Origin of the sequence: Shewanella algidipiscicola (genome assembly GCF_003605125.1) — a bacterium.
In the GTDB taxonomy this organism is placed as follows: domain Bacteria; phylum Pseudomonadota; class Gammaproteobacteria; order Enterobacterales; family Shewanellaceae; genus Shewanella; species Shewanella algidipiscicola.
This window is the reverse complement of record NZ_QPQT01000009.1, coordinates 128,497-150,954: the sequence shown is the minus strand read 5'-3', so window position 1 is coordinate 150,954 and position 22,458 is coordinate 128,497. Positions and strand designations below refer to the sequence as shown.

The 22,458-nt window shown below is 45.6% G+C and carries 23 protein-coding genes; 14 read left to right on the top strand and 9 right to left on the bottom strand.

The genetic code is table 11. The features are described from left to right. The first annotated feature begins 65 nt into the window (after positions 1 to 65). Entirely contained in the window at positions 66 to 1,013 is a 948-nt protein-coding gene (locus DVO77_RS11745; protein WP_110455957.1) for a Dyp-type peroxidase, read from the top strand. A 428-nt stretch (positions 1,014 to 1,441) separates the two neighbouring features. On the opposite strand, the gene argR is transcribed toward DVO77_RS11745, so the two are convergent. Then, positions 1,442 to 1,912: a transcriptional regulator ArgR gene (gene argR / locus DVO77_RS11740; RefSeq protein ID WP_110455958.1), complete on the bottom strand. Its 471-nt coding sequence runs from the start codon at positions 1,910 to 1,912 to the stop codon at positions 1,442 to 1,444. Positions 1,913 to 2,290: 378 nt separating this feature from the next. On the opposite strand from argR, the gene mdh reads away from it, so the two are divergent. Then, complete coding sequence (gene mdh / locus DVO77_RS11735; RefSeq protein WP_119978463.1) at positions 2,291 to 3,226, top strand: malate dehydrogenase; 936 nt, start codon at positions 2,291 to 2,293, stop codon at positions 3,224 to 3,226. An 80-nt stretch (positions 3,227 to 3,306) separates the two neighbouring features. On the opposite strand, the gene ispB is transcribed toward mdh, so the two are convergent. Continuing rightward, positions 3,307 to 4,278: an octaprenyl diphosphate synthase gene (gene ispB, locus DVO77_RS11730; RefSeq protein ID WP_110455960.1), complete on the bottom strand. Its 972-nt coding sequence runs from the start codon at positions 4,276 to 4,278 to the stop codon at positions 3,307 to 3,309. Positions 4,279 to 4,553: 275 nt separating this feature from the next. Here ispB and rplU point away from each other — a divergent pair, with 275 nt between their 5' ends. The 7 genes from rplU to DVO77_RS11695 all read left to right on the top strand — a co-directional run bounded on the left by rplU (position 4,554) and on the right by DVO77_RS11695 (position 8,797). Next, complete coding sequence (gene rplU / locus DVO77_RS11725) at positions 4,554 to 4,865, top strand: 50S ribosomal protein L21 (RefSeq protein ID WP_033537952.1); 312 nt, start codon at positions 4,554 to 4,556, stop codon at positions 4,863 to 4,865. 14 nt (positions 4,866 to 4,879) lie between these two features. Further along, positions 4,880 to 5,134 (top strand): 50S ribosomal protein L27, encoded by a 255-nt coding sequence (rpmA, locus tag DVO77_RS11720; protein WP_007650346.1) that lies wholly within the window; start codon positions 4,880 to 4,882, stop codon positions 5,132 to 5,134. 220 nt (positions 5,135 to 5,354) lie between these two features. Next, on the top strand, positions 5,355 to 6,524 hold the full coding sequence (cgtA, locus tag DVO77_RS11715; protein WP_110455961.1) for an Obg family GTPase CgtA: 1,170 nt from the start codon (positions 5,355 to 5,357) through the stop codon (positions 6,522 to 6,524). Between the two features lie 35 nt (positions 6,525 to 6,559). Next, positions 6,560 to 7,321: a threonine/serine exporter family protein gene (locus DVO77_RS11710; protein ID WP_119978462.1), complete on the top strand. Its 762-nt coding sequence runs from the start codon at positions 6,560 to 6,562 to the stop codon at positions 7,319 to 7,321. Then, positions 7,318 to 7,788 (top strand): threonine/serine exporter family protein, encoded by a 471-nt coding sequence (locus DVO77_RS11705; RefSeq protein WP_119978461.1) that lies wholly within the window; start codon positions 7,318 to 7,320, stop codon positions 7,786 to 7,788. The genes DVO77_RS11710 and DVO77_RS11705 overlap by 4 nt, the downstream gene beginning before the upstream one ends. A 53-nt stretch (positions 7,789 to 7,841) precedes the next feature. Further along, complete coding sequence (gene folA, locus DVO77_RS11700) at positions 7,842 to 8,324, top strand: type 3 dihydrofolate reductase (protein ID WP_119978460.1); 483 nt, start codon at positions 7,842 to 7,844, stop codon at positions 8,322 to 8,324. A gap of 86 nt (positions 8,325 to 8,410) precedes the next feature. Next, the gene (locus DVO77_RS11695) at positions 8,411 to 8,797 is read left to right on the top strand and encodes a DUF3718 domain-containing protein (RefSeq protein ID WP_119978459.1); all 387 of its coding nucleotides are present in this window, start codon (positions 8,411 to 8,413) and stop codon (positions 8,795 to 8,797) included. A 207-nt stretch (positions 8,798 to 9,004) separates the two neighbouring features. Here DVO77_RS11695 and DVO77_RS11690 read toward each other — a convergent pair whose 3' ends face one another. The 7 genes from DVO77_RS11690 to lptD form a co-directional block, all read right to left on the bottom strand. After that, entirely contained in the window at positions 9,005 to 11,029 is a 2,025-nt protein-coding gene (locus DVO77_RS11690) for a methyl-accepting chemotaxis protein (protein WP_119978458.1), read from the bottom strand. A 97-nt stretch (positions 11,030 to 11,126) separates the two neighbouring features. Then, entirely contained in the window at positions 11,127 to 11,951 is an 825-nt protein-coding gene (locus tag DVO77_RS11685) for a symmetrical bis(5'-nucleosyl)-tetraphosphatase (RefSeq protein ID WP_119978457.1), read from the bottom strand. Positions 11,952 to 11,995: 44 nt separating this feature from the next. Continuing rightward, positions 11,996 to 12,376, bottom strand: coding sequence for a Co2+/Mg2+ efflux protein ApaG (apaG, locus tag DVO77_RS11680; protein WP_119978456.1), 381 nt, complete (start codon positions 12,374 to 12,376; stop codon positions 11,996 to 11,998). 54 nt (positions 12,377 to 12,430) lie between these two features. After that, positions 12,431 to 13,240 carry a 16S rRNA (adenine(1518)-N(6)/adenine(1519)-N(6))-dimethyltransferase RsmA gene (gene rsmA / locus DVO77_RS11675; RefSeq protein WP_119978455.1) on the bottom strand — a complete coding sequence of 270 codons (810 nt, stop codon included), beginning with the start codon at positions 13,238 to 13,240 and terminating at the stop codon, positions 12,431 to 12,433. After that, complete coding sequence (gene pdxA / locus DVO77_RS11670; protein ID WP_119978454.1) at positions 13,240 to 14,241, bottom strand: 4-hydroxythreonine-4-phosphate dehydrogenase PdxA; 1,002 nt, start codon at positions 14,239 to 14,241, stop codon at positions 13,240 to 13,242. The genes rsmA and pdxA overlap by 1 nt, the downstream gene beginning before the upstream one ends. 5 nt (positions 14,242 to 14,246) lie before the next feature. Next, positions 14,247 to 15,548: a peptidylprolyl isomerase SurA gene (gene surA, locus DVO77_RS11665; protein ID WP_110455971.1), complete on the bottom strand. Its 1,302-nt coding sequence runs from the start codon at positions 15,546 to 15,548 to the stop codon at positions 14,247 to 14,249. A gap of 125 nt (positions 15,549 to 15,673) precedes the next feature. Then, positions 15,674 to 17,992, bottom strand: a complete 2,319-nt coding sequence (gene lptD, locus DVO77_RS11660; protein WP_119978453.1) for an LPS assembly protein LptD — start codon at positions 17,990 to 17,992, stop codon at positions 15,674 to 15,676. Positions 17,993 to 18,148: 156 nt separating this feature from the next. On the opposite strand from lptD, the gene DVO77_RS11655 reads away from it, so the two are divergent. The 5 genes from DVO77_RS11655 (at position 18,149) to DVO77_RS11635 (ending at position 22,414) form a co-directional block, all read left to right on the top strand. After that, positions 18,149 to 19,153, top strand: a complete 1,005-nt coding sequence (locus tag DVO77_RS11655; RefSeq protein ID WP_119978452.1) for an aminoglycoside phosphotransferase family protein — start codon at positions 18,149 to 18,151, stop codon at positions 19,151 to 19,153. Next, positions 19,150 to 19,857: an N-acetylmuramate alpha-1-phosphate uridylyltransferase MurU gene (murU, locus tag DVO77_RS11650; RefSeq protein WP_110455974.1), complete on the top strand. Its 708-nt coding sequence runs from the start codon at positions 19,150 to 19,152 to the stop codon at positions 19,855 to 19,857. The genes DVO77_RS11655 and murU overlap by 4 nt, the downstream gene beginning before the upstream one ends. Positions 19,858 to 19,865: 8 nt before the next feature. After that, positions 19,866 to 20,645, top strand: a complete 780-nt coding sequence (gene djlA / locus DVO77_RS11645) for a co-chaperone DjlA (RefSeq protein WP_119978451.1) — start codon at positions 19,866 to 19,868, stop codon at positions 20,643 to 20,645. Between the two features lie 101 nt (positions 20,646 to 20,746). Beyond that, a complete protein-coding gene (locus DVO77_RS11640) occupies positions 20,747 to 21,415 on the top strand; it encodes an outer membrane beta-barrel protein (RefSeq protein ID WP_119978450.1) in 669 nt (222 codons plus the stop codon). 48 nt (positions 21,416 to 21,463) lie between these two features. After that, positions 21,464 to 22,414: a D-2-hydroxyacid dehydrogenase gene (locus DVO77_RS11635; protein ID WP_119978449.1), complete on the top strand. Its 951-nt coding sequence runs from the start codon at positions 21,464 to 21,466 to the stop codon at positions 22,412 to 22,414. Positions 22,415 to 22,458: the final 44 nt, after the last annotated feature.

Here is a 22,458-nt window from a genome sequence, read left to right as displayed (position 1 = left end):
TACTATTTATCGCTAAAGTTTCGGACAATATAGCCGAAATTGAAACTGACAAAGGTAGGGTCTATATGGATAGTCAGGTTATGCCACGTGAACAGTTAGGTGTGTGTGCCGAAGGAAATTTGCATAGCGTATATTTGATGTTTAATGCCGAAGACGGTGTGGAATCACAATTACGCCCTTGTGTAGCCAATGTTGCGCAGTACATTTATGAATTATCGGATCAATATGCCGATAGTGCCTTTAATGGTTTTGTCGCGATTGGTGCTAATTACTGGGACAGCTTGTATCCCCTGTCTCGTCCAGCTCAATTGAAACCGTTTCCGGCGATGAATGCCGATAATCGAGATGCTCCTGCACATGAGTATGATCTCTTTATTCATCTGAGGTGCGATCGTTATGACATCTTGCACTTGGTTGCTAATGAAGTGTGCCAAATGTTTGAAGGTTTAGTCGAGCTGGTTGATGAAGAGCGCGGTTTTCAGTTTATGGATGCGCGCGATCTCACCGGTTTTGTCGACGGTACTGAAAATCCTAAAGGGCGTCATCGCCAAGAGGTCGCCTTAGTTGGCGATGAAGATGCAATCTTCCGTTCAGGTAGTTATGTCCATGTACAAAAATACGCGCACAATCTGAGTAAATGGAATCGGCTTCCTCAGAAAAAACAAGAAGATATCATAGGTAGGACTAAAATCGATAATATCGAGTATGCCTCGCAGGATAAGCCTCTTACCAGCCACATTAAGCGGGTTAACCTAAAAGATAGCCAAGGACGTTCGATGGAGATCTTACGGCAGAGTATGCCTTATGGCTCAATGAAAGAGCAGGGGTTGATGTTTATCTCATTGTGCCGTAATTCAGAGCATTTTGAAAAGATGCTCCACAGCATGATCCACGGTGATGGAGCTGGTAATCATGATCACTTAATGCACTTTACTCAAGCGCTGACGGGATCGGCGTTTTTTGCTCCTTCGCTAGATTTTATGCAAAATGCAGCTGCCGAAAGCGACGAGTGAATAGCGGCAACCTATTGTCGTTGCGCCATTGATTAATCACAGTCGGCCAAGTCTTTGGACTCTTTTTTTACCGCGTGGTCATTACACTGGCGTAAAATTAGTAGCCATCAAAAGCGGGCTGCAATAAAATTCGCCTGAATGGGCTTTACCAAGCCTTTTTGGCAGGCTGGTTAAGCGTCAAAAGCGATAAGATCTTGCATGCTAATTAAATGCCGATAAGTTTCTCTTATCGGCATTTTTATATGATTTTCAGTGATACAGGCTTTGATTGAGCATTAATGGCTAAATTGGAGCCATTGTTTTGGCATAAAAAAGACGCCATTGGCGCCTATTTTTAGTAAATCGTAATTAGTCTTGATCCAGAATTTGTCATTTAACCGCTACAATATAGACTATCGATTCCTTGACCTAGTGTGCTATAAAACACTTTAATCGGTATAGTTAAATAATGACTTGATCGTGTTGAACGTTTTACCGACCTCTTGAATATTAGATGGGCAGATGAAAATCGTATCATCACCAGCAATGGTGCCCAATATTCCCTCTGGTTTACCTATAGAATCCAGCAGTCTAGCGATTAGCTGTGCAGCTCCCGGGCTGGTTCTTACCACAATCATAGATTGATTATGGTCAACATCCAATACGAGGTTTTTCAATGGGCTGCCAGCCGTAGGCACACCTAGCTCTGCAGGGAGGCAGTAAACCATCTCTTGTTTAGCATTGCGTGTACGCACCGCACCAAACTTACTTAGCATGCGCGATACTTTTGATTGGTTAATATTGTTATAACCTTCGGCTTGAAGCGCATTGACGATTTCGCTCTGAGAGCCAAAGCGTTCCTCTTTTAAGATAGCCTTAAAGGTCTTGACGAGTTCTTCTTGGTTTTTATTGGCTTGCATGAATTTGGCATCTTATATTCGTAAAATTGGCTCATTGTGAATAGCTATGCAAAGCAAGTCAAGTCTTACTCGAAGTGAATGAATAAACATTCATTTACTATTGTGGAAGATCGTGTAAATATCGAAACTACCGCTTACTTAGGTATCCTTTTCATTTGGCATGATTAATGATGAATGTAGCGGTTGTATCTAATCTAAGTGAGTTAAGCCAACCCCTCATCGACTAACCGTTAATACATACACTTTTTGGGTTATTTATAAAATATCTTGCTACACGACTAAGGGATAATTGAATTATTGATGTGATTGCAGTAATGTTGCGCCATCTGTGAATTTAGATCTATGTCACATAATAACCAAGAATTAACGGAGATAACTATGAAAGTTGCTGTACTTGGTGCCGCTGGTGGTATTGGCCAGGCTCTTGCTCTACTACTTAAAACTCAATTGCCTGCCGGCTCTAAATTATCCCTTTACGATATCGCGCCAGTGACCCCTGGTGTTGCGGTTGACTTAAGCCACATCCCTACAGCGGTTGAAGTCAAAGGGTTCGCGGGCGAAGATCCAACACCAGCACTAGAAGGTGCTGATGTGGTGCTAATTTCTGCAGGTGTTGCGCGTAAGCCTGGTATGGATCGCTCAGATCTATTTAACATCAATGCGGGGATCGTTAGAAACCTCGTTGAAAAGTGTGCAGTAACTTGTCCTAAAGCGCTTATCGGTATTATTACCAACCCAGTTAACACGACTGTGGCTATTGCTGCTGAAGTATTAAAAGCGGCAGGCGTATATGATAAGAATCGTTTGTTTGGTGTAACCACTCTTGATGTTATCCGCTCTGAAACCTTCGTGGCCGAAGCCAAAGGGTTAGATGTGGCTGATGTGAAAGTGAATGTTATTGGTGGCCACAGCGGTGTTACTATTCTTCCTCTGTTGTCTCAAGTTGAAGGCGTGATCTTTAGCGATGAAGAAGTGGCTGCTTTGACTACACGTATTCAAAACGCGGGTACCGAAGTGGTTGAAGCTAAAGCCGGTGGCGGTAGTGCAACACTTTCTATGGGGCAGGCGGCGTGTCGTTTTGGTCTTTCATTGGTTCGTGGTCTGCAAGGTGAAGCGAATGTTGTTGAATGCGCTTATGTTGATGGTGGCAGCGAGCATGCAGCGTTTTTCGCACAACCAATTCTGCTAGGTAAGAACGGCGTTGAGCAAGTGCTGGCTTACGGTGAAGTAAGTGAGTTTGAAGCCAATGCGCGTGATGCCATGCTAGATACCTTAAAAGCTGATATCAAGCTAGGTGTTGAGTTTGTTAAGTAAGTACTATTTGTTAAGTAAGTACTAAGTTGATAAAAAAATGGAGCCGTCAGGCTCCATTTTTTATTATCACTAAGGTCGTATTAGTGATTACGCGCTACGGCGATTTTAGCGAGCGATATTAGCGCTTGCTTGTAGTCACTCTCAGGGAGTATTTCTAAGGCGCTAATGGCCTTATCAGCTTCTTCTAGCGCTCTTTGTTCCGTATATTTGAGAGCACCACACTGGTTGAGCGCATTGAGAATCGTCTCAATATGACCTGAACCATCACCTTGCTCAATCGCTTGACGAATTAAAGCTCGCTCTTCGTCGGTACCATTCGCTATGGCATAGATAAGTGGTAACGTTGGCTTGCCTTCGGCCAAATCATCCCCAATATTCTTACCTAGCTCTTCAGTTTCGGCGGTGTAGTCTAATAAATCATCGGTGAGCTGGAATGCCGTGCCCAAAAATTTACCATAATCAGCTAATGCGGTTTGCACCTCAATACTGCTATCGGCTAATACCCCAGCTAAACGGGTCGCAGCTTCAAACAATTTAGCTGTTTTGCAGTAGATGACACGCATGTAGCTTTCTTCCGTGGTGTCAGGGTCGTTACAGTTCATTAGCTGTAACACTTCGCCTTCGGCTAACACGTTGGTAGCATCGGCCAGCACTTCTAACACTTGCATGCTGCCCAGCTCGGTCATCATTTGAAACGAGCGAGTATATAAAAAATCGCCGACTAACACGCTCGCACTGTTGCCAAAAAGCGCATTAGCTGTCTCTCGACCACGCCTTAGCATTGACTCATCCACCACATCATCATGCAGTAATGAAGCGGTATGAATAAATTCGACAATTGCCGCAAGCTTGATATGAGCTTTACCCTCATAGGCAATCGCGCGGGCGGCCAGAATGGACAGCAGCGGGCGCATTCTCTTGCCCCCGCCATTGATAATATAGAATCCAAGTTGGTTTATTAGGGCTACATCTGACTCCAACTGTTTATAGATCAGTTGGTCGACGGCTTTCATATCAGCATCAGCCAGCTGACGAATGGCGTTCAAATCCATATTAGGCTCTACTTCTAGTGGTATTTTGTAATTCAGGCAGCCCAAATTAAGGCAAAAATGTTATAGTATTGAGATTCTACCTAAAAATGTCGAGTAAGACATTATTAGAAGACTAATGTGAGAGTAATTCCGATCTTTTTTTGATCAAAGTGAATTAGGGCTTGTCAGCCTAATCAACTTAGCGTAAACTCCGCGACCATTGTCATTAAAGCTTTTATAGCGCCCAGCCTAACATTAAAAGGTCTGCGTGCTTGAAATATCGGAGTAAAATAGCTATGTACGCTGTTTTTCAAAGTGGTGGTAAGCAGCACCGTGTTGCTGAAGGCCATACAGTTCGTCTAGAAAAATTAGAAGTCGCTACAGGCGAAACTATCGAATTTGACCAAGTTCTTTTGGTTGCTGATGGTGAAACTGTACACGTTGGTGCACCTTTAGTTGAAGGTGGTAAGGTTGTTGCTGAAGTTGTCAGCCATGGCCGTGGCGAAAAGGTAACTATCGTTAAGTTCCGTCGTCGTAAGCACCACGATAAGAAGATGGGCCACCGTCAGTGGTTCACCGAAGTTAAAATTACTGCTATCAACGCTTAATAGGAGTCTAACTCATGGCACATAAAAAAGCTGGCGGTTCTACTCGTAACGGCCGCGATTCAGAAAGTAAACGTCTTGGTGTTAAGCGTTTCGGTGGTGAATCAGTTCTTGCTGGTAACATCATTGTTCGTCAACGTGGTACTAAATTCCACGCAGGTGTTAACGTAGGTATTGGTCGTGACCATACTCTATTTGCACTAACTGATGGTAAAGTTAAGTTTGAAGTTAAAGGTCCTAATAACCGTAAGTTCATTAGCATCGAAGCTTAACTCTTAGTCCACCTAAGATAGTTTATAAAGCCCTGCCTCTGGTAGGGCTTTATTGTTTATAAATATGGTGAAATGAGCCGGTTACGTTGCTCCAGCACCAGTAACACATTGTAGCTTCAAACCTGTGTATCTTGTTTGAAGTTCAATATAGAAATTGTTTTTTGGCGGTACGATTAGATTGGCAGTATAATCGGTCTATTGTGTGGTGCCTGGAGTTGGTATGAAGTTTGTCGATGAAGCTGTGATCAGAGTTGAAGCTGGTGATGGTGGTAGTGGTTGCGTTAGTTTTAGACGTGAAAAATATGTGCCTGATGGTGGCCCCGACGGTGGCGATGGTGGTGATGGTGGTAGTGTTTATCTGCAAGCAGATGAAAACCTTAATACCCTGATCGACTACCGTTTTGAGCGCTTTCATTTTGCCGAGCGCGGTAAAAATGGTCGCGGTCGTGATTGTACTGGCCACAGTGGTCAAGACCTTATCCTTAAGGTGCCTGTCGGGACGCGCGCCATTGATGAAGAGACCCAAGAGGCATTAGGTGATCTCAAGACCCATGGGCAAAAATTGCTGGTGGCAAAAGGGGGCTTCCATGGCCTAGGTAATACGCGTTTTAAGAGCAGTACCAACCGTGCGCCAAGACAGAAGACCCTTGGTACGCCAGGTGAAGTACGTAGCTTACGCCTAGAGCTGATGCTACTCGCCGATGTAGGCTTATTGGGTATGCCAAATGCGGGTAAATCAACCTTTATTCGTGCCGTGTCTCGTGCTAAGCCTAAAGTCGCTGATTATCCATTTACTACGTTAGTGCCTAACCTTGGTGTGGTGACACCACGTCATGGGCAAAGTTTTGTGATTGCTGATATCCCCGGCTTAATTGAGGGCGCTGCAGAAGGGGCCGGTTTGGGGATCCGCTTCTTGAAGCACCTTGAGCGTTGCCGAGTATTACTGCACATTTTGGATATTGATCCTATCGATGGCAGCGACCCTGTTGATTCAGCCCGTGCTATTGTCGCCGAGCTTGAAAAGCATTCTCCATTACTGGCGAGTAAGCCACGTTGGTTAGTGTTTAACAAGACTGATCTGCTTCTTGAAGAAGAAATTCAAGAGCGCGTAGAGCGAATTGTTAAAGAGTTAGATTGGAAAGGCGAAGTCTTTACTATCTCTGCGTATAACCGCGAAGGTACCCAAGAACTTAGTTTGAAGTTGATGGACTTTATTGCTGCGCTACCTGAAGAGGTTGAAGCGGATCCTGATGCTGAAGTTGAATTCAAGTGGGATAATTATCATCAACAGACTCAAGATGTTGTCAACGAAGATTATGATGGCGATGATTTGGATGATGATGACTTTGACGATGATGATTATGATGTTGAGATCATCTATCAAAGATAAGCTTAGCTTATTATTGCTTTCATTCTGAGAACCACGTGTACGCAGATACTCAAAATGATATTACTCGGCAAGTTGTCCGGGTTGCCCAACTTTTGCTAGCCTATGGTGCTGAATCTGAACTCATTGAAGAGATCAGCCAGCGCCTTGGTTTGGCATTAGGTTTGGCCAGTGTTGAAATCTCTATCTCCTCTAATTCCCTCGTGCTAACCAGCTTAGTGCATGGAAGGTGTATTACCACCACGCGCCGAATTCGCGAACATGGCATTAATATGACCATTATCTGTGAACTACAGCGCATCTGTTTATTAACAGAGAAAGGCATATACGGCTTAAATGAAGTGCGTAAGCGCGTGTCTCGTATACGACCTAAAAGCTATCCTAAGCGCTATTTAATCCCCATGATTGGCTTATCCTGCGGTAGTTTTTGTCACCTATTTGGTGGCGATATGGTAGCGATAATCATCACTATATTGGCCGCTTCGCTGGGGATGTTTGTGCGCTTAGCCATTGCCAAGCGCCATTTCAATCTATTGGTGAACTTTGCCGTCACGGCTTTTGTGACAACCTTAGTGGCGCAAATGGGCTATCACTTTGATCTCACCAGTACACCCAAGTTACCTATGGCTGCGAGTGTATTGATGTTGGTGCCGGGCTTTCCGATGATTAATGCGATTTCAGATATGGTTAAGGGACACCTTAACGTGGGGATCTCGCGTTGGGGCCACGCCACTTTACTGACGGTCTCCTCGGTGATTGGTATTACTATCGCGATGCAGTTAGGTGGGTTATTCCTGTGATAGAACTCTTACTCAAATTGGCAAACGATGCGTTATTTTCATCGATACCCGCGGTAGGATTTGCCATGGTATTTAATGTGCCTAAACGCTTTTTACCTTATTGTGCGTTAGCCGGCGCAACGGGCCACAGCGTCAGAACCTTGTTATTACATATTAACTTGCCTATTGAATGGGCCACGTTCGTGGCGGCTGCATTGGTCGGCGTATTGACGATTAGCTTTGCCAAACGTCATCTTGCACCGCCTTTAATGTATGCAGTAGCGGCTATCATACCTATGATCCCCGGGACTTATGCCTACAATACCGTCATTGCGTTAGTACAACTGTCTGCCCAGTCGCAGGTGAGCTCCGAACTGACTGCTGAAGTGATCAGCAATGGGTTAAAAACGGTATTTATATTGGGGGCGCTGTCGGTTGGCTTGGCGATGCCCAGTCTGCTCTATTTTCGCACTCGTCCTGTCATTTAACTCTGTTGATTTAATCTGTTCTAATTGAAGCGGCCTAGACCGTTGGAGCTACTATGAAAATTGCTATGATTGCCGCGATGGCCAATAACCGAGTCATTGGAAAAGATAATCAGATGCCATGGCATCTGCCTGAAGATCTGCGCCATTTTAAGGCTATGACCTTAGGTAAACCTGTGGTGATGGGGCGTAAGACCTACGAATCTATTGGTCGTCCGTTACCGGGGCGTCACAACATTGTCATTAGCCGTCAGGCCGGTCTCACCATAGAGGGGGTCACTTGTGTCACTTCATTTGAGGCTGCGCTGCAAGCGGCTGGTGAGTGCGATGAGCTTGTTGTCATTGGTGGTGGTCAGTTGTATCAGGCGCTACTGCCTAGAGCCGATAAACTCTATTTGACTGAAATTAATCTTGATGTTGAAGGCGATACGTTTTTTCCTGATTGGAATGATGGATCGTGGGAACGAGTGACCACTGAAGCGCATACGAATGAGAAAGGTTTAGAGTATTGCTTTATCAACTTGGTAAAAAAATGTTAAGTTGTGGGTGCTATCCTGAGTAGTCTTTAGCGTAATTGTTACCATTTATGCTATTGAAAAAATAATAAATATTATAGGAGTACCCAATGCGTCTGTTACCTACGACGATTGCTGTGATGTTAGTGGCCTCATCTTATGCTGTGCCAGTAAAAGCCAACGATCAACTTGCTGCAAACATTTGTAATTACGTGCAAGCGGATGATAAAAACCGTTTACGTAAAAAGTTGAAAGAGACCCGTGTAAAACTGCGTAACGTCTATCAAGATATCTCTTGCGATGGCGATAGCTTGTTACGCTTTGCAATGAAAAGTGGTGCTAATGACGTAGGAGCATTCGTTGCGAAACGTCTTTCTACTACTGATTTAGCGGCTAAAGAGGCGGATGGACAAAATATCCTTGAATGGGCCGAAGCTAATGGTCATAGCGCGTTAGCGATGACCTCTGCAATTAAAGAGCGTCTTGCAGGAAGCTAGTCTTATACCTAATCTCTAGAGGATTAAGTATTGAGCCATAAAAAACCGGACTAGATGTCCGGTTTTTTATGGGCTAATGTGCATATAACACTCAAAATCATAACGCGATTGCTGATTGATGAGCAGGGTAAGGCTTACCTTGGTTTTATTTACCCCTCAGTGAATCGCTACTCACTCTTCAGCGCGCAAGCATGCTGTTGGTACCTACTAGACTTTAAATTCGCCTACAGAGGCTTGTAGCTCTTCAGCTAATCGTGCCACCTGATGACTAGACTGCGCAGTTTGATCTGCACCGATAGCGGTTTCTTCTGAGATTGCGGCGATATGTTCAAGCTTCTCAGACACCTGTTGGCTAACGATGTTTTGTTCTTGCGCTGCATTAGCAATATGGGTGCCTGAATCGTGGGCACGATGTACCGCATTGTTAATGCTTTCGAGCGCTAGATTAGCTTGTTCAGTTTTCTCAACACAATGGCTGGCTTGCTCTCGTCCAAGCTCCATCACAGATACTGCTTGCTGCGCACCTTGCTGTAATACTTCAATCATCTGCTGGATTTCTTGAGTCGAGTCTTGTGTGCGCGAGGCTAGGCTGCGAACCTCATCGGCGACCACTGCAAAGCCTCGGCCCTGTTCGCCAGCTCGTGCGGCCTCGATAGCGGCGTTTAATGCCAGTAAGTTAGTTTGTTCTGCAATGCCACGGATCACATCTAATATCGAGCCAATCGCGGCGCTGTCCGAATGCAGTTTATTGATCACCTGCCCGGCTTTGGTCACTTCATCGGCCAAGGCTAAAATCGTACGCTTATTGTCATCGGCGATGGTGCGCATATGCTGAGCTTCTTCATCGGCATTTTTAATTTGGCTTAGGGCCTCATCGGCACTGCTGGTGACTTGCATGGCACTAGAGCTTAACTGCGTCGTCGCGGTAGCGACCTGATCGACCTGATTTTTCTGCTCCTGAATACCTGCAGTGGTTTGCGCTGTGATGGCCGATGTTTGCTCTGCAGCTGCAGCCAGCTGATTAGATCTATCCAAAATACCTTGAATAAGAGTACGTAAACTATCGACTAAGCGATTACAGTTGCGCGATAACTCGGAAAATTCATCATGGCCCGAATCATCCAATTTATGGGTGAGGTTACCCGACGCTAGAATATCGAGTGCATTATTGACCTCGCCCAATGAGCGCGTTAGTGGGCGGATCACCGCAATACTTACCATGATAGCGACAATAATCGCAATGATAACCAGTGCCATGGTGCTATAGCTGGCGCTATCGATATCACTTATTGCATTGTTGCTGATGGTTTGTGAGATGTTTTCAATCGACTTATTCAAGCTAACCATGCTTTTATTCACAGCATCGACGTCGGTTTCCACTTTACTTAATAGATCGGTCGCAGCCATGTCAAAGCCGAGTTGTTTTTCTTTTTGCATTTGGATGGCATTTGGGCCATCAAGCATTACAAGGACTTTTGCAGCCTCTTGGTTGATATTGTCGAGCATCTGCTGATCGATAACGCCTTCCCAGTGTCGGCTCACATAGGCTAATTTGTTACTGGCATCGCTTAGAATATAACCTAACTCTTTGGTGATGGTGTCGTATTTAGATTTGTCTTTGGTATTAACCAGATCGTAGCTACTGGTGATGAGGTTACTAAAACTGTTATCTATATTGCTGGCGGTGGCGGCTATCTCGCGCTCGGTAGGATCTTCGCTGATTTCCAGATCGATAAGATCCAGCAGCAATGAGGCGGTATCGTCGGCTGCTACTTCAAGATCGTCGAGCTTAGCAAGTAAAGCCTCTTGAGTTTGTAGCGACTGTAAGCGCGCCGAAATCATTTTTTGACTGTCATCTTCAAAAGCTTGATAGCTATTTTTAAGGGCTGAAATTTGCGTATCGAGTCCTTGCTGTTGCCCCTGAATAATGGTTTGTAAGTTACTCAACTCACTTATAAATGCTTTTGAGTCATCGTTAAACCTTGTTTGTATCTGTGGTAATTGTGTCGAGTGAGTACTGTGATAAGCCACTAATAGTTGTTTTTCTTGCTGGGCAAGGCTTTGTGTTAGGTGGTTACTGCTTTCAAGTGCGGGAAGGCTTAGCTCTTGCAGTATTAATGTGCTGCTCTTGATATTGTTATTGGTGATTAACGATGCAACGCCTAATGTGATGAGCAATAAAGTTACAACGCTGAATCCACCAATCACTCTTGTTGCGACGTTTAATTTCATAGGGGGCTCCATTTTTGTTGTTATATCCCTAATTGCCAATACATGCATAGGATGGGCAGGGGGTTATTCTAGCTCTATCGGCTATTAATACCTTAGCTTAACCTTTTTCTAACCTTTTTTGTGTAATTTTTTGATTTGATTCTAAATGCCAGAGAGTCAAATATTGACCCCAGCAACAACCAGTGTCCAATGCCTTTAGTGCTGGATGAGCCACTTTCCCCATTAATGAGGCCCAGTGTCCAAAGACTAAAGTGTGGGTTTGTGCGGCTAAACTGGTTTGCTCAAACCACGGGATTAATCCTGAATGACCGTCACTGTTAGGTGGTTGTTTACAGCCGAAGTCTAAACGACCGTCATGGTGTAAATAACGCATACGGGTTAGGGCGTTAATACAATAGATTTTTCGCTTAAGGGGGGGCATTGATAATGACCAAGTATCGACATCATTGGTGTACATTTTGGCGATAAGCTCAGTTAAATAATCGGGGCGTCGCAGAGCTTCATGTACACTACTGGCTTCTTGTATAACGGTTTCAACGTCCCACTGTGGCGGTACACCCGCATGGGTCATCAATAATTTGTGTGCACTATGTTGCCTAACAAGTGGCTGTATTCTCAGCCAATCGATAAGTGTATTAATATCGCTGGCAGCCAGTAAAGCATCAAGTTTGTCATTGGGATTTGGGCGTTTTAGCTTACCATGTAAGGCCAATAAATGCAGATCGTGATTACCCAGAACAGGCTTAGCAGCACCCGCTAGCGACTTGATGTATCTTAATGTTTCTAGTGACTTATCGCCTCTAGCTACCATATCGCCAACGATCCAGAGCTCATCTTTTGAAGGGGTAAAATCGACCTTACTTAATATGGCCTGTAGCTCATCAAAACAGCCTTGTATATCGCCGATAAAATAGGTGGCCATCGATTACTCGTTCAGTCAAAAATGGATTGATTTAGCTAACAGGATCAATGGAGAAGCCCGGGTGCAGCTAAGCGAAATGGGGCGATAGGGGCTTTAAACTCACGGCCATCTTTAGTGACCATCACATAATGACCTTCCATCACCGCGAAGGGGGTCTCACACACGGTACCACTGGTATATTGATAAGCGGTATTAGGCGCTATGGTTGGCGTCTCGCCGACCACGCCAGCTCCTTGAACTTCGCTGTAATGGCCATTGGCATCGGTAATACACCACATACGGCTAATAAGGGTGACGTCTTGATCACCTAAATTGATAATGGTAATGGTATAGCTAAAGAGGTAACGGTCTTCTTCGGGGGATGACTGCTCTTCGATATATTCAGTTTTTACCTCAATTTTAATTGAGGATTCAAGTGGTTTCATTGAATGTCCTAAATGTAACAGAGAGAGCGGGGAATGACTCCCCCGCTAAGAGACCTAGCCGTTTCTCTTATCGATGACTAAGTTTGCCATGGCTACGTACTGTTCTACTGTTATCTGCTCTGGGCGTTTGGTCGCATCAATATTGAGCGAAGCAAAGTCTTCATCAGATAACATCTGTTTGAGATTATTACGTAGTGTTTTGCGGCGCATATTAAATGCGGTAGTACACAGGTGTCTTAATAAATCGACATCTTTACATGGCCAAGGCTTATTTTTATATGGCACCAAGCGCACGACGGCTGAGTCAACTTTTGGCGGTGGGGTAAAACATCCTGGTGGTACTTCTAATACTGGCATCACTTGGCAAAAATATTGCGCCATCACTGTGAGGCGACCATAGGCCTTAGTGCCGGGTGAAGCCGACAAACGTAGCACCACTTCTTTTTGCAGCATGAAGTGCATGTTTTCAATATGCTCTGCAAACTCAAATAGATGAAACATTAATGGTGTCGAGATGTTGTAAGGCAAGTTGCCAAACACCTTCATCTGCTTGCCTTCTTCCACTAGCTGGTTAAAGTCAAACTTAAGCGCATCACCTTGGTGGATCTCGAGTTTATCTTTAAGAAATGGATGGGTTTTAAGGCGTTCCACCAAGTCTTTGTCTAGCTCAACTACGGTCAGCTTATCAATGCTTTCGGCAACAGGTTCTGTCAATGCCGCTAGGCCTGGACCAATTTCAACCATGACATGGTCATTGTCGGGGGCAATCGCGCCAACAATTCGATTGATCACATTGCTGTCGGTCAAAAAGTTTTGTCCGAAGCGTTTTCTTGCTGTGTGGCCTAAATGTACTTTATTACTCATTACTTCTCTTTTTGTGACTCGTTCGTAGTGGCTAATTCAATAGCCTTGTTTAATGCGCAGACAAAGCTACCTATTTCGGCTTCACCTGTGCCAGCAAGGGCTAATGCCGTGCCGTGATCGACTGAGGTGCGAATATAGGGCAAGCCTAAGGTGATATTAACCGCACTACCAAAGCCTCGTGACTTGAGTACTGGCAGGCCTTGGTCGTGATACATGGCCAAGACAACGTCGGCATCTTCTAAATATTTTGGTTGAAATAGGGTGTCAGCAGGCAAGGGACCGACCAGGCTCATACCTTGCTCACGCAGCTCTTCTAATGCAGGGCTGATAACATCTATCTCTTCTCGGCCTAAGTGGCCATCTTCTCCTGCATGCGGATTGAGTCCGCAGACATAAATTTTGGGGTTTTGTAAGCCAAATTTGTTCACCAAATCATGGTGTAAAATCTTGATGATTTGATGCAGGCGATCGCGAGTGATCGCTTTAGACACATAAGCCAGTGGAATATGTGTGGTCACTAAGGCGACCTGTAACCCGGGCGCAGCCAACAGCATCACCACATCTTGGCAGTTTGCCTGATGGGCGAAAAATTCGGTGTGGCCGCTAAATGGAATACCCGCTTGGTTGATAATCCCTTTATGCACAGGGCCTGTCACGACAGCATCAAATTCGCCGCTCATGTTCTTTTCGCCAGCGTAGCTTAAAGTTTCAATGACATAGCTACTGTTTTGTTCGTCAAGCTTGCCGCATACAGACTCGGTGACCAAGGGAAAAGGTACTATGGTCAATGTACCTGCTTCTTGAGGTTTAGGGGCTTGATTTGGTTGAAAAGGACGCAGTTGGATCGGCAAGCCAATTTTTTTGGCTCTGGCTTTTAATAACGCCGGATCGGCACAAACAACAAGCTCAGCGGGCCAAGCACGCTGAGCAAGTTGGATGACTAAGTCTGGTCCCACACCAGCCGGTTCGCCCGGCGTGATTGCGATACGTTTAATCGTCAATATGATTAACCTCGGTTAAAATCGGCATCAAATACTTCAATGTAAGCTTCAGCTCGCATCTCATCCAGCCAGTTTTGCAGTTCTTCATTAAACTTGCGGCGGAAAATCAGTTGATGGGCCCGATTAGTATTAAACTTGTCTGTCGCATCTGTTTTACGTTTTTCTTCAAGCTGCACTATATGCCAGCCATGACTGGAGCGGAATGGTTCGCTGATTTCGTTAACGTCTAGTGAGTTCAGGGTTTGTGCAAATGCAGGCACATAAACCGCAGGATTGGCCCAACCTAACTCACCCCCTTTGGCGGCAGAACCTGGGTCTTCACTGTATTGACGCGCTAAATCGGCAAAATCTACATCACCGGCACGCAGTTGCTGCACAAAGTTGTCGAGCATGGCTTTAGCGCGCTCTTCCGATAGGATTGGCGATGGTTTTATCAGTATATGGCGAGAGCGGACTTCATCGATCTCTTGGGTTTGTAGGCCGCGCGCGTCCATTACCTTGATAATATGGAAACCAGCACCGCTACGAACAGGGCCAATAATGTCATTAGTTTTAGCACCCGTGAGTAGTTCTGCAAATAGAGTCGGCATTTCATTGACGTTCATATAGTCCCAAATACCCCCTTCAAGGGCTTTAGGGCCAGCAGATGAAGCAATGGCTGTTTGCTTAAAGTCGGCGCCATCTTGCAGACGTTTCAATACGATATTAGCCCGCTTACTGGCACTGTCTAACTGTTCGCTGTTGGGGTTGCTTGGCACTTCAATTAAGATGTGCCCAATTTGAAACTCCACCTCCTGCATGCCTTGTTCTTCAATCAACTTGACTAGGCTGTTGATCTCTTGTGGCGACACCTGAATACGGCGCTGAACTTGAATACGTTGAATTTCACCTAAAGTGATCTCTTCACGTAGTTGTTCACGATATTGCGCCCAGCTCAATCCGTCTGCAGCAATTTTAGCTTGCATGTCGGCTACGGTGATATTTTGCTCTTTAGCAATATTCTCAATGGTTTGATCTAACTGTAAGTCACCAATGTGTAGACCAATACGGTCTGCCATCTGCAGCTGTAAGCGGGTCATGATCAGGCGTTCAATTACCTGAGTACGCAAGGCTTCGTCAGACGGTAACGCTTGGCCTGCGGCTTTAGCGTTCGCTTTAACTGTATTCAGCATGTTGGTGATTTCGCTTTCCAGCACAATCCCTTCGTTAATTTGTACCGTTACACGGTCTAAAGCCTGAACGGCCATAACGCTGTGGCTCATCGCCAATGTGAGTAACGCAATAATCAGTTGTTTACAGGGTCTCATCCACAAAAATCCTTGGCATATTGAGGTCGTTTGTCATTGTTGACCGACCACTTAATTCGATTATTCTGATTGGACTACAAGTCCGTATCTAGGTTCAGCAATAAGACTAACTAATTTATCTTATCCTAGTTTTTCAGGTAGAGCGGCTTACGATAATTAAACAGACCATCATCGAGCATATCTGCCACACCTAATGGGCCTGAGCCGCCTAAGCCTTTGATAACAAAGTTCAGATAGAAGCCATGCTCAAACAGCTCTCGGTCATCAAAGGTGGGTTCTAAATCATCGTCGTAGTTGGTCTTAATGCGATAATGATAACTTAAGCGCAGCGCCCAGCAACAAGATTCGTATTGGAATCCGGTATAGGTTTCGACACTTCGGCTTTCATTGAGGTCATAATACCAGTTGCCAACAATATACAAGTTGTCACTGATTGGCCATGCGCCACGCACACCTGTTTGTGACACATTAACCGATTCATTAGTGTTACTGTTAATTAAATCAGGTACATATCTGTAACTTAGTTGGAGCAGTTTATTGGTTTCTGGTCGAAAATCTAATGTGACTTCGCTCTTTTTATTGTAGCTATTTTTGGTGTCGTATTGAATCGCGCCGCTCATAAACCAATCATTGTATATTTGAGTATTTAACTCAGCCGCCAATACCGAGTTGGAGGTATTTTCTTGTTGAAAATATTGGTTTGGTTGTGATGCTTCGATGAGGCCGACTTTACTGTCTTCAAAGTAATAAATTTGGCCAATACTGAACTGGAAGGTTTCACGGTTATGCTCATCAAACAGGCGAGTGGTTAATCCCAGTGTCATTTGATTCGCATCGGCAATACGGTCGAGGCCTGAAAAACGGCGATCGCGAAACAGGCCATAGTAGTCATCTTGCAGTAATGAGGTATCGTAGATGCCGATTTGCGATTGATCTTCATAGCCGACATATAGGTATTGAAATTGGGGCTCTAAAGTTTGACGGTAATTGACATTAAAGTAGTCGGTATAACGCTCAAAATTAATCTGTCCGTGAATACGCACCTGGGGTAAGGTACGGCTTACTGTGCTGGCTAGCTCAGAGTTGGGTTTATTATCAGTGTCTTGCCAGTAGTTGGTCTGTAGCAGTTTAAGCTCGCTGGTTAATGAGCCCGCTGGGCCATGGATTGGCAAGGATATACTGGGTTCTAAGTGCAGTCTGTTGGCGCTATTGTACTGATTGTCTTTATGGCGGAAATTGCTTGCTTCGGCTAATAGATTGACATCTAAGCCACTCCACAATTCAGGACTGCGGTAATTTAGCCCCACTTGTGGCATCACTTGATACGGCGATTCATCTTCGCCTAATACCTTAATATCTTGTACTCTGGCAGTGATATCCCAGTTATTTTCAAAGTAGGCGATTTCGCCAATGCGTGACAATTGGTTATCGGTGGCACGCAAGACGTCCGATTTCAAATCGTTAAAGTAATTGTTGTCAGAGACATCGGTAAAATTGGCTAACACACGCCAATTATCATCAATCGCGCCTTTATGTTGCCAGTGATATAAGTAACGGTCAGAGCGATTTGTCAGCAAGTTGTCGTTGGCTAGATATTCAACATTTACACCGCCTTGCTGGGCTTCACCGGTCAAATAACGGAACTCCGTTTTTAAGAACAGGCCCCGCGCCGACATATAATGTGGTGTAAAGGTTAAATCGTATTCGGGCGCGATATTCCAATAATAAGGGGTAGCAAGTTCAACCCCGTTGGTGGTGCTGGTGCTAAATAACGGAAACAGAAAGCCTGATTTACGCTTTTCTGAGACAGGAATCGTCATGTAAGGCAGATAAAAAACCGGCACACCAGCAATTCTTAATTTGGCATCCCACAATTCTCCCCACTCTTCGGTGCTGTCTATTTTGATGGTTTCAGCCTCGAGCAACCAAGAGGTATCGCCCGGTGGACAAGTGGTGAAGTTGGTATTGGTCAGATGTAGGTTATTATCTTGAGTAATCTCTAGTTTTTCTGCATCGCCATGTATTTGCTGGCCATGTAACCAATATTGGGCGCCGCTTAACTCGGCACGATTGGTACGCATCTGCGCGCTCAATGAGTCGGCGGTGACGGTAAACATACTGTCTTGGAACACCAAGTTGCCATCGGCATCTAAGCGTTGATTGGCTTGATCTAACGTCGCGTTATCGGCAGCAATGTGTCGTCCACCTTGACTGAAAGTGACATCGCCCGTGAAAGTGGCCTTATCACCTAATTTAGCCTCTGTGGTGTCTGAAACGATTTGTATCTGTTGTAAATCAAGTGGCACATCAGCGCTATTGGCCGCTGGAATAGGCACGGGAGGTTCCACAAGACATTGTGTGTCGGCATCGACGGTGCGATCTAATTCGTCTGCTAAGACTAGGTGTGGAAGCAGTATTAAAGCCAATAAGTAACGGATATGCATCTTTTATCGTTTTTGTGATTTCTTAGTCTAGACAAATTATCGGAGAGAATAGTTGCATCTATCTGCGCAAGCAACCTAGCAAAAGAGATAGAATCATCTTAATTGCTGTTTCCATTTTGCTTTATAATAAAGCAATTTTTGCTTAAGAGCCATGAGGTGCCCTTGTCAGATCTAAGATTTATTGCCTTAAATGCGTGGATTGAACGCGTGCTGAGCGCTAATGCTACCATCAAACTCATCTCAGGTGATGCCAGTTTTCGTCGCTATTTTAGGGTAACTCTGGGGCCTAAACGCTACATCGCCATGGACTCTCCTCCAGATTTAATTGCGGTGAGTCCGTTCATCGCATTAGCAAATGAATATCATCAGCAGGGGATTAACGCCCCCCAAGTCATTGAAAAAAATATTGAACAAGGTTTTTTATTGCTCAGTGATTTAGGTGATACTCAGCTACTGAGTGTATTAACACCTGCCAATGTCAGCGATTATTATCAACAGGCATTATGTTTGCTCACCCCTATTCGTGCGGTCACCAGAGTCGATGGCGTCCCGCTACCTAGTTATGACGAGGCCTTCGTTTATCGAGAGTTAGATATTTTTTCTGATTGGTTAATCGGTCGCCACTTACAACTTAAGTGCAGTGCTGATACTCAGCAGATGCTAGCCGATACCTATCGGATACTGGCTGATAGTGCGTTAGTGCAGCCCCGCGCGGGAATGCACCGCGACTTTCATAGCCGTAATTTGATGTTGTGTGATAAGCAGTTAGCTGTGATTGATTTTCAAGATGCTGTGATAGGGCCTGTCACCTATGATGCGGTGTCGCTGCTTAGAGACTGTTATGTGCGCTGGCCAGACGAGGTGGTTGAAACCTTGATGCAGCAGCATTACCTGCAATTACTCTCTGACAATGTGCTAGGGCAGGATGTCACTTTGGCGCAATATCGGCATTGGTTTGATTTAATGGGCATGCAGCGTCATCTTAAGGCCGCAGGTATCTTTTGTCGGTTAAATTACCGTGACGGTAAGCCCAGTTACATGCAAGATATAATGCTCACATTGCAATATGTTAGTGATATCGGCAAGCGCTACTTGGCATTACACCCCTTTATCAGCTGGTTAGATAATCAAGTGATCCCCAAAATGGAGCAGACCCTGTGAAGGCGATGATTTTAGCCGCAGGCCGTGGCGAGCGTTTACGACCGCTAACCGATAAGATACCCAAGCCGCTGGTTGAAGTGGCTGGTAAACCACTGATTGTCTACCACATTGAGCGTTTAGCCGCCCTTGGTGTCACCGATATAGTCATTAATCATGCTTGGCTGGGTGATAAGCTTATCCAGGCCTTGGGTGATGGTGGACGTTGGCAGGTGAAATTGCATTACAGCGGTGAAACCGAAGCATTAGAAACCGGTGGTGGGATTAAAAATGCCTTAGAGTTGCTCGGATCTGAGCCGTTTTTAGTGATCAACGGCGATGTGTTTATTGATGCTTTACCAACCATTGCCGCCCAGCCTCTCTCGTTAATGGCTATCAAGGCTGCAATGGGCGAGGCTCTGGCTTATTTGTGGTTAGTCGATAATCCGTTACAGCATCCAGAGGGGGATTTTGCCTTACTTGAGGGGCGACTGAGCGCTGCAGGCCCAAGTAAATTGACCTTTTCAGGTATGGGAATTTACCAGCCAGCGCTGTTTAATGGCACCACCAGTAAGCGGTTTGCACTGGCACCTCTCCTTAAAGATAAGATGGCGCAAGGATTAGTTGCCGGTGAACATTTTAACGGCTTTTGGTGCGATGTGGGTACGGTCGAACGGTTAGCGGCGCTGAATACGCGCATGACAACACTAGATAAAAAACAAGATTAGGTTAATAGATGAAAATTTGGGGTAAGGTATTTGGTTTTGCGATCGGCTTTATGTTTGGTCGTATCTTTGGCGCAATTTTAGGATTATGGCTAGGCCATTTATACGACAAAAAGCGCGCCGAACTCAGTGGTATTATTGGCAAGGGCAGTAATCGCCAAACACTGTTTTTTAATACCACCTTTGCGGTGATGGGCCATGTTGCAAAGGCTTCTGGCCATGTCACCGAAACAGATATTCGCATCGCTAGCGCGCTCATGGATCAACTGCAGCTAAGTGGCCAGGCGCGGCGCGACGCACAGTCGGCTTTTAACCAAGGTAAAGCCAGCGACTTTGATCTCAATGCTTGCCTTAAAAGCTTTCGATTGTTGTCCATGGGACGTAAAGATCTGGTGCAGATGTTTTTGGAAATCCAGATCCAGACGGCCTTATCCGATGGAGAGCTCGATGCTAAAGAGCATGCCATCTTACTGTTGGTCGCCAAGGAGCTAGGTTACAGTCGATTGCAGCTCGATGAGTTACTTAAACGCTGGCAGGCGGAGTATAATTTTCACCGCAGTGGTGGCCAGCAACAAACATCGATTGCCGACGCCTACAGTGTGCTGGGGTTAACCGAAGCCGATTCAGATCAACAGGTGAAACGGGCCTATCGTAAGCTGATGAATGAACATCACCCAGACAAATTAGTGGCTAAAGGGTTACCTGCCGAGATGATGGAGCTGGCTAAGAAAAAAGCCCAAGATATTCAAGCGGCTTATGATAGAGTCAAACAAGATCGCGGTATGAGGTAGCGAGTAAAAAAAGCAGGTTGAAACCCAGTGCTCAGCCACCGCCAATGGGTGGCTGAGCTCACCAATGGATTAGCGCCATCATGGTGCGCAGGGAGATAAACATGAAAGCGATAACTACAACAAGTCGATATCAAGTCAGCTGTCTATTACCTTTGCTGCTATGCCTAACTGTCCCGTCAACCCCTGTGCTCGGTGCGCCCGTAGAGGCAGAACCCGGAATGTTTGTGGCACCATTTGGTGGCTACAGTTTTGCCGCCACAGAATTCGATGCCATCGAGCTTAATACCCAAACCCAAAGTGGGATTAATATCAGCGAGTCCGGCCACTACGGCATCATGGTCGGCATTCACACTCGTGACCCTGGCAATGTCTATTTGCTTTATAGCCATCAGGCCACAGAGCTTAACCGCCGCGGCAATGTTCCCCCTAAGCAACTAACCACGTTGGATGTCGATTACCTGCACGTGGGCGGCTCGCTCTATTTTTCTCATGGTGCCTTACGCCCCTATATCACCACTAGTCTAGGGCTGACCCAAATGCGCCCCGATAACGATTATGGCAACGAAACGCGTTTTTCGATGGGGTTTGGTGCCGGGGTTGAGTATCAAGTGAATCCGCGCCTCTCGCTGTTTACCGATGCACGGGCATTCGCCACCTTTGTGAGCAGTGACAATGCGCTATTTTGTGATGCTAGCCAGTGTATCTGGCAGATAAGTGCCGACATCATGTGGCAAGGGCAGGTCAATGCAGGGCTAAAGTTACGCTTTTAACGGGCGCAGAAACGATATCTCACTTAACGGATGATGAGAATAATAACGATGAAAATTGTAGTACTCGATGGCTATACCTTAAATCCGGGCGACCTGAGCTGGCACGGGTTTGAGTCGCTCGGTGACTTTCACTGCTTTGAGCGCACCGCAGCGCCATTAGTGTTAGAGCGTGCTCATGACGCCGATATTATATTAACCAACAAAACTGAGCTTAATGCCGATACCCTAGCCATGCTGCCCTGCGTGCGCTACATAGGTGTTTTAGCGACCGGCACGAATGTGGTTGACATTAACGCCGCCGCTGCGCGGGGGATTGCGGTTACAAATGTGCCAGGGTATGGTCCCGATGCCGTAGCGCAGATGGTTTTTGCCCACATATTACATCACACCCAAAAGCTCGCCGAGCATCATCAGGCGGTCATCGCAGGTGGATGGAGTCAAAGTGCTGATTTTTGTTTTACCTTATCGCCGCTGCAATCGCTTAAAGGTAAAACCTTAGGATTAATCGGTTATGGCGATATTGGCCGTCAGGTGGCCAGTATAGCGCGTGCATTTCAGATGCAGGTATTGGTCAGTACGCCGCAGCCAAAAACTGACTTACCCACAGGTGTCAGCTGGTGTGAGCTGAACATGTTATACCAGCAAGCTGATATTATCTCTTTGCATTGTCCACTCACGCCTGAGACAGATAAGATGATCAATGCCGCCAGCCTTGCAAAGATGAAACCTAATGCGCTGCTGATCAATACCGCTCGTGGCGGCCTAGTCGACGAAGCTGAGTTAGCCCATGCGTTGAATGAAGGGGCTATTCGCGCCGGTGTCGATGTGTTGTCCAGTGAGCCGCCAGCGGTCGATAACCCCTTGATCACGGCGAGCAATATCAGCATTAGTCCACATAATTCGTGGGCGACTCGTGAAGCGCGGCAAAATTTGATGGATATTGCACTGAGTAATTTAACAGGCTACCTGTCGGGTAAACCCATTAACCGTGTCAGTTAGTGTGAGATGTGAATTAAAAAAGGCGCTTGAGCGCCTTTTTTAAT